The organism is Methylocucumis oryzae, from assembly GCF_000963695.1.
In the GTDB taxonomy this organism is placed as follows: Bacteria; Pseudomonadota; Gammaproteobacteria; order Methylococcales; family Methylomonadaceae; genus Methylovulum; species Methylovulum oryzae.
Genome location: NZ_LAJX01000307.1, coordinates 1 through 5,532 on the forward strand (window position 1 = coordinate 1; position 5,532 = coordinate 5,532).

Here is a 5,532-nt window from a genome sequence, read left to right on the forward strand (position 1 = left end):
AAATGGTTAAAGTTTTTGGTTTTTACAGATTCGCTGTAGGGTACGCTACGCGTACCTTTTTATTGATTTTATTACGATTTTTCTAGTGGTACGCACAGCGTACCCTACTCAAAAAAACCGAAAATTTGACCGTTCAGAGTGTAACGTTAATCCCCTCTCCCAGTTACAACCCTTTCATTCGCTATAATCATTAATGCTTCGCCTGATTGATTGCCAAGTAACGTCGCATTAAAGTTAACATCAATAATTTGGTTTTCTTTCGTGACACGTTTTGACTGAATGGCATTTAAAGTCTGGCCTTTCAGTAACTTATTCAAATAGTCTTTTATCCATTTACGTTCTTCAACGGGAATTAAATCGTCGTATGACTTAAATAACACCTCTTGACTCCTCCAGCGATAAAGCTGTTCAGCGCCTTTATTCCAAGCAACAATTTTACCTTCCACATCAATCATAATGGTGGCTTCAGCCGAATCCATGACTATAGACGCCAGTTTTTGCAGGCAGCTTATACATTCATTCCGCTCTTCTTGATGCTGGTGAAAATAATCCCGTTCAGTTAACGCGATAAGTTTTCGCGATGCGTCTTCGGGATAAAAGATACACGCGGAAGCGGCAACATTTATGGTCTTACCTGATTTGGTCAGCCGATTGGCCCGAAATGACGTGTGCGCCTTGCCTTTAAGCAACGCATCAACACTTTGCTGGGCTTTCTTTTTTTCGCCTTTTGGAATCAGTTGCTTGAAATTCATGCCCAATGCTTCTTGCTCAGTCCAACCATATAAATTCTCCGCCCCCGTGTTCCAAGTGACAATCTGGCCATCTTGTTCAATTAAGCAAATCGCATCATTGGAAAACTTGACGAACTTAGCAAGGCGTATGGTTTCTTCCTGTTCTCTTTTTTGGATTTCGATTTGTGCGTGTTTTAACTGGTTGATGTCGATAAAAGTGAGAATGACTCCCGCGTTTTTGTTTAATCGACACGGCATAAGGTATGACGCGCATTAAATACCAGTAGTCATTCGTCAATTGGATTTCTTGTTCAAAACTTGTGTGGCTATTATTGACATCTCTAACAATTTTAAGAATTTCAACCGATTTAATAGAATGCGTTAGATGAAAAAACGGCCGTCCTAAATCACTTTCCAGAATATGGAAAATCGCTTGCAATTTAGGTGTAAAGCGTCGGATATCGAGATTTTCATCAAGGAATAACGTAGCGATATTAGTGCTATTGAACAAATTGTCTAAGTCATTATTTAACAAGGTCAATTCAACAATCTTGCCTTGATGCTCTGCATTAACGGTATAAAGCTCTTCGTTAACCGACTGTAGCTCTTCATTGGTACTTTGCAATTCTTCATTACTGGCCAACAATTCCTCGTTAGTGGCTTGCAATTCTTCATTCGAAGTTTCTAATTCTTCAACCGTTGCTTGCAAATTTTCTCGGGTAAACTGCAGCTCTTGTTCTAAATCGAGTATGCGTTGCTTAGCATCTTGGTTAAGGTCGTAAGTTTGGCTTTCCATTTCAATCGATGAAACCGGCTCGGTTTTTTCACGAATCAGAATGGCAACCAATGTTTCCTGGCTTTTTCGACCTGGCAATGGTTTGAACTGTAGCCTAAATGTTCTGGCAGTGTCTTTATCACGCAGACGGATATTGGACAGGACAATCTCGCCTTTACCTTTAAGCGCTTTTTGGATACCTGTCGCAATGGGAATAGACAAGTCTTTTTTTACCAACTTGGTAATATTCCTGACCAGTTTGCCAGAGGGATAGGTTAAATAATCTTTGGATTCGCCGAAAATATGCGAAATCTCCATGTGCTCATTAACAATTAACGTAAACGGTAACACTTCATCCGACAACGCTTTGATAAAACGCTCTAACACCCTATCATCTTGGGGATACGCATTTCCTGCTCGTTGTAAACTTGCTGGATAAGGAGAATAATTCATCATGTTGGTTGAAGCATTGACGAAACCCACTGATCTTTGTTTGCCTTTGGAGCGAAACAATTTTGAGCGCTGACTGACGGTATCAAAATATTCCACCATTTCACCAATAGATTCAGACGTGCCAAGCAGCAGCAAGCCGTCTTTAACCAAGGAAAAATTGAACAACTCCAATATCTTCTTCTGCATGACGGGTTGCAGATAAATCAACACATTACGACAACTCAAAAAATGAATGTTGGTAAACGGTGGGTCTTTAATCAGATTATGCTGAGCAAAGACCACCATTTCCCTGATTTTTTGACTAATCTGAAAATAATCTTCGCGGCGGATAAAGTATTTCGATAACAGTTTAGGCGGAATATCGGCAATAACGCTTTCAGGATATTTGCCATTGCTGGCTTTTTCAATCGCCGTATTATCAACATCGGTAGCAAATATTTTAATCCGGAAATAGCGGCCGGTTTCTTCTCGATACTCAGCCAGCAACATGGCTAATGAATAGGCCTCTTCACCGGTTGAGCAAGCCGTTACCCAAAACTCGTAGCTCTTCTCCCTGAGCGAGTGTTTCCAATTGCTCCAACCATTTTTCTTTAATTTCTTCAAAAACATGTTCATCGCGAAAGAAACTGGTCACGCCAATCAGTAATTCTTGATACAGCACATAAATTTCATTCGAATTATTTTGTAGAAATAACAAATACTCCTGTAAATCACGTAGCTGATTGATCGTTATTCGTCGCTCTATTCTTCTAACAACTGTGTTGGGTTTGTAGAAGGTAAAATCGATTTTGCATTTATCCCTTAAAATCGCAAAAATCCGGTTCATATCATTGTCATCATCCGGAACTAAACTTTTTTTCTTGTAGCGTGGCATAAGGATGTTTGACAAACGCCAATAATTGGGCTGGCATTTTTTCTGGCGGTAAACAAAAATCGGCTAGCCCGGTCGCAAAAGCATTCTTGGGCATACCATCAAATTTGGCCGTGCTTTCATCTTGCACCATAACCATGCCGCCGTATTCTTTAATGGCACGGATGCCGCGCGTACCGTCACTACCAGTACCGGACAAAATAATACCCACGGCTTTTTCCCTGGCATCTTCAGCCAGGGAGCGCAGAAATAAATCAATCGGTAAATTAATATTTTTTGAATGGTCTTGTTCCACCAACAACAGTTTGTTATGAAACACCGTCACATTTTTGCTGGGTGTAATTAAATAAATACAATCTGGCTCAATCACCATGCCATCTTCAATCCGTTTTACTGGCATACGCGTGTGCTTGGACAGCAATTCAGCCATCAAGCTTTTATAATGAGGTGATAAGTGTTGGATAACGACAAAAGACAGGCCAGCAATATTAGGCATATGTTTGAAAAACGCTTCAATTGCCTCCAATCCCCCTGCTGATGCGCCGATACCGACAATATAATGCTGATTTTTTGTCGCTGGTGAACAGCTCTCATTATCCATAGTTCTTAAAATTATTTTTGAGATGAAAAAGTCAAATGCGCTTTAGTTAGCAGCTATTGTCCAACTGTTATACCGGAAAGGTCGGTAATTGAAAAAACTATCTTGCGTTGTTTTAAATTAGTATCACTGCTGATGTTGTCTGACTCATCATAGACATTGCATTGAATCAACACCGGAGACACCTTGCTATCATTCTGTAACCGCAATTGCATAAATTTTCCTTCTGGCGACTTAAAAATAGGCTCAAATCGTTGAATGAAAATATTTTTGTCTTCTTCAAAAATAAACTTAGAAAAGTGTTTTTTTACCAAAAGCGCAGATTTAACACCTAGCATTTTGGCAAAAGCATGGTTTATTTGTTCGATAAAACCTAAATGATCCAGTATCACAATGCCGATAGGAAGGCAGTGATAAATAAAACTATAGCGGTTGTTAGCTTGGCTTAGTTCTAATTGCGTTTTTTGCAGCTCATCATTCTGCATCTGCAGTTCAATCTGATAGACCTGTAAATCATAAAACAAACGTTGAATCTCTTCAGGCGTTATGTTTTTAATTTCCTGCGGAGAGAAATTTACCACTTGCTCTGCCCGGTTCCTAAGTTCTTCGTGTCGTTCGTCAATACTCATGATGATATGCTTTCAGTTTATGTTCTTATCACCTCGCATTTATAAATGTAAGGTGTTGTAAGTTATATGATGGAGAACAAGAGGCTAACGTTAAGACCGTATTTTAATATCGCATTAGTGTTAACGCCTTGTTCTGACTTATTCACCTAATACTAGGCTCTTGCTTTTTGGATTAACCTACATAATTACTACATTGTCGCGGGTACAAATGCCGTAAAAACTCATTTTTTGATTAAAGCCGATTCAATTATATTTCAAAATACAAAGTAAAGCTTGCTTGAAATCCCTGTGATAGCGTCTAGTGTTCATTCAATGTATGACTTTTTTCAAATATTTTGCCGTATAACTTGAAGCCATTTTCTATGGCTGTTATAGCGGGTCAAAAGAAGGCTGCCGTATAGAGCTGATTGGTAGAATGCTCTATGCGCACTTTTATAACATCATTAAAAAATCAATGAAAAAAGTGCGCAAAGCGCACTCTACGGCAACATAAGATACCGAATGTGGCCGTTCAGAGTGAAGCTCGGCATTTGTAGGTGCGATAAACTCGCACTATGCGGATAAATCCAGGCTATTGTTGCTGGCCATTCACTGGGGCGGGATTCGTTTTTTTGGCTGCGGCATTGATAATTGTTGCTGCATTCACATCACGTTGATATTTTTGCTTTTTCAATTTGTCTTCGTATTCTTGCATTAACAGCTCAAACTCGACATTACCTATTTGCGTAAACGGCTCAGAACCGGTTAGCGTTTCAATCACACCACGATTTTGACAAGCAGCTAAGCTTTTCATGACTTGCTGAGCGCCTTGGTACATATTGGCATTTTTAGCCTCACACGCTTTAAGCTCATTCGCCGTCAGTTGTTGTGTGTTTTGTAAACCCGCATAGTCTGTCGTTAATTCATTTTTAGCTTTGTTAAGGGCATTGTATTTATCTATCACCTCATGCAATTTAGCCATTGTCGCATCTAAGCGTTTATGCACTTCGTCAGTACTGGCTTTTTGCGCGGTTAACGCATTATTTAACGTTTGCTCTACCGCTGTAGCCGCCTCTTTTTGTTTGGCTGCTTCAGCTTTGGCTGCATCTAAATCTGTTAGCAATTTTGCGTTGTCTGCTTGCAAGCGATCGCGCTCAGTAGTGATTTCATGCACCATTAACTGAAGCTTTTTTAATCGCTTTTACGCTTTCTTTATCTTTAGGCGCGGCCTGAACCATTGGTAAAACACTTAAACACGCCATAACCACGCTTAGTCGTAATATCGTTAAGTACATACTAGAGTCTTGAGGTAATTTTTAATCGAATAGGTTGTTCCATACCGGGCGGTAACGGCTCGCTGACTTTTTTATATTTGCCCAGCAAACGATTGATTAACTCGTCAATCTCGGCATCGTTACTGCCGCGTGCCAGTTCAAAGCGACTGATTGAACCATCGGCATCTAACCAGAGTTTTACTACTGCGGTGTAGCCTTTGC

At 40.0% G+C, this 5,532-nt stretch carries 7 protein-coding genes; all 7 read right to left on the minus strand.

The window, feature by feature from the left end:
• Positions 1–146: 146 nt before the first annotated feature.
• The gene (locus VZ94_RS29880) at positions 147–956 is read right to left on the minus strand and encodes a PAS domain-containing protein (RefSeq protein WP_239650127.1); all 810 of its coding nucleotides are present in this window, start codon (positions 954–956) and stop codon (positions 147–149) included.
• On the minus strand, positions 868–2,562 hold the full coding sequence (locus VZ94_RS29885) for a CheR family methyltransferase (RefSeq protein ID WP_239650126.1): 1,695 nt from the start codon (positions 2,560–2,562) through the stop codon (positions 868–870). The genes VZ94_RS29880 and VZ94_RS29885 overlap by 89 nt, the downstream gene beginning before the upstream one ends.
• Positions 2,468–2,833 carry a protein-glutamate O-methyltransferase CheR gene (locus tag VZ94_RS29890; RefSeq protein WP_052700798.1) on the minus strand — a complete coding sequence of 122 codons (366 nt, stop codon included), beginning with the start codon at positions 2,831–2,833 and terminating at the stop codon, positions 2,468–2,470. The genes VZ94_RS29885 and VZ94_RS29890 overlap by 95 nt, the downstream gene beginning before the upstream one ends.
• Complete coding sequence (locus VZ94_RS29895; protein WP_052700799.1) at positions 2,796–3,431, minus strand: chemotaxis protein CheB; 636 nt, start codon at positions 3,429–3,431, stop codon at positions 2,796–2,798. Before VZ94_RS29895 ends, VZ94_RS29890 begins: the two co-directional genes overlap by 38 nt.
• Positions 3,432–3,484: 53 nt before the next feature.
• Positions 3,485–4,057: a PAS domain S-box protein gene (locus VZ94_RS20715; protein ID WP_045780693.1), complete on the minus strand. Its 573-nt coding sequence runs from the start codon at positions 4,055–4,057 to the stop codon at positions 3,485–3,487.
• Between the two features lie 571 nt (positions 4,058–4,628).
• On the minus strand, positions 4,629–5,213 hold the full coding sequence (locus tag VZ94_RS20720; RefSeq protein WP_045780694.1) for a hypothetical protein: 585 nt from the start codon (positions 5,211–5,213) through the stop codon (positions 4,629–4,631).
• Between the two features lie 119 nt (positions 5,214–5,332).
• The coding region (locus VZ94_RS20725) for a TonB C-terminal domain-containing protein (protein WP_045780695.1) at positions 5,333–5,532 on the minus strand (200 nt) is incomplete at its 5' end.

Excerpts from the sequence above, each read along its gene's own strand:
- VZ94_RS29890 (WP_052700798.1), bottom strand. The coding sequence starts at position 2,833 with ATGCCACGCTACAAGAAAAAAAGTTTAGTTCCGGATGATGACAATGAT.
- VZ94_RS20715 (WP_045780693.1), bottom strand. The coding sequence starts at position 4,057 with ATGAGTATTGACGAACGACACGAAGAACTTAGGAACCGGGCAGAGCAA.
- VZ94_RS29895 (WP_052700799.1), bottom strand. The coding sequence starts at position 3,431 with ATGGATAATGAGAGCTGTTCACCAGCGACAAAAAATCAGCATTATATT.
- VZ94_RS20720 (WP_045780694.1), bottom strand. The coding sequence starts at position 5,213 with ATGGTGCATGAAATCACTACTGAGCGCGATCGCTTGCAAGCAGACAAC.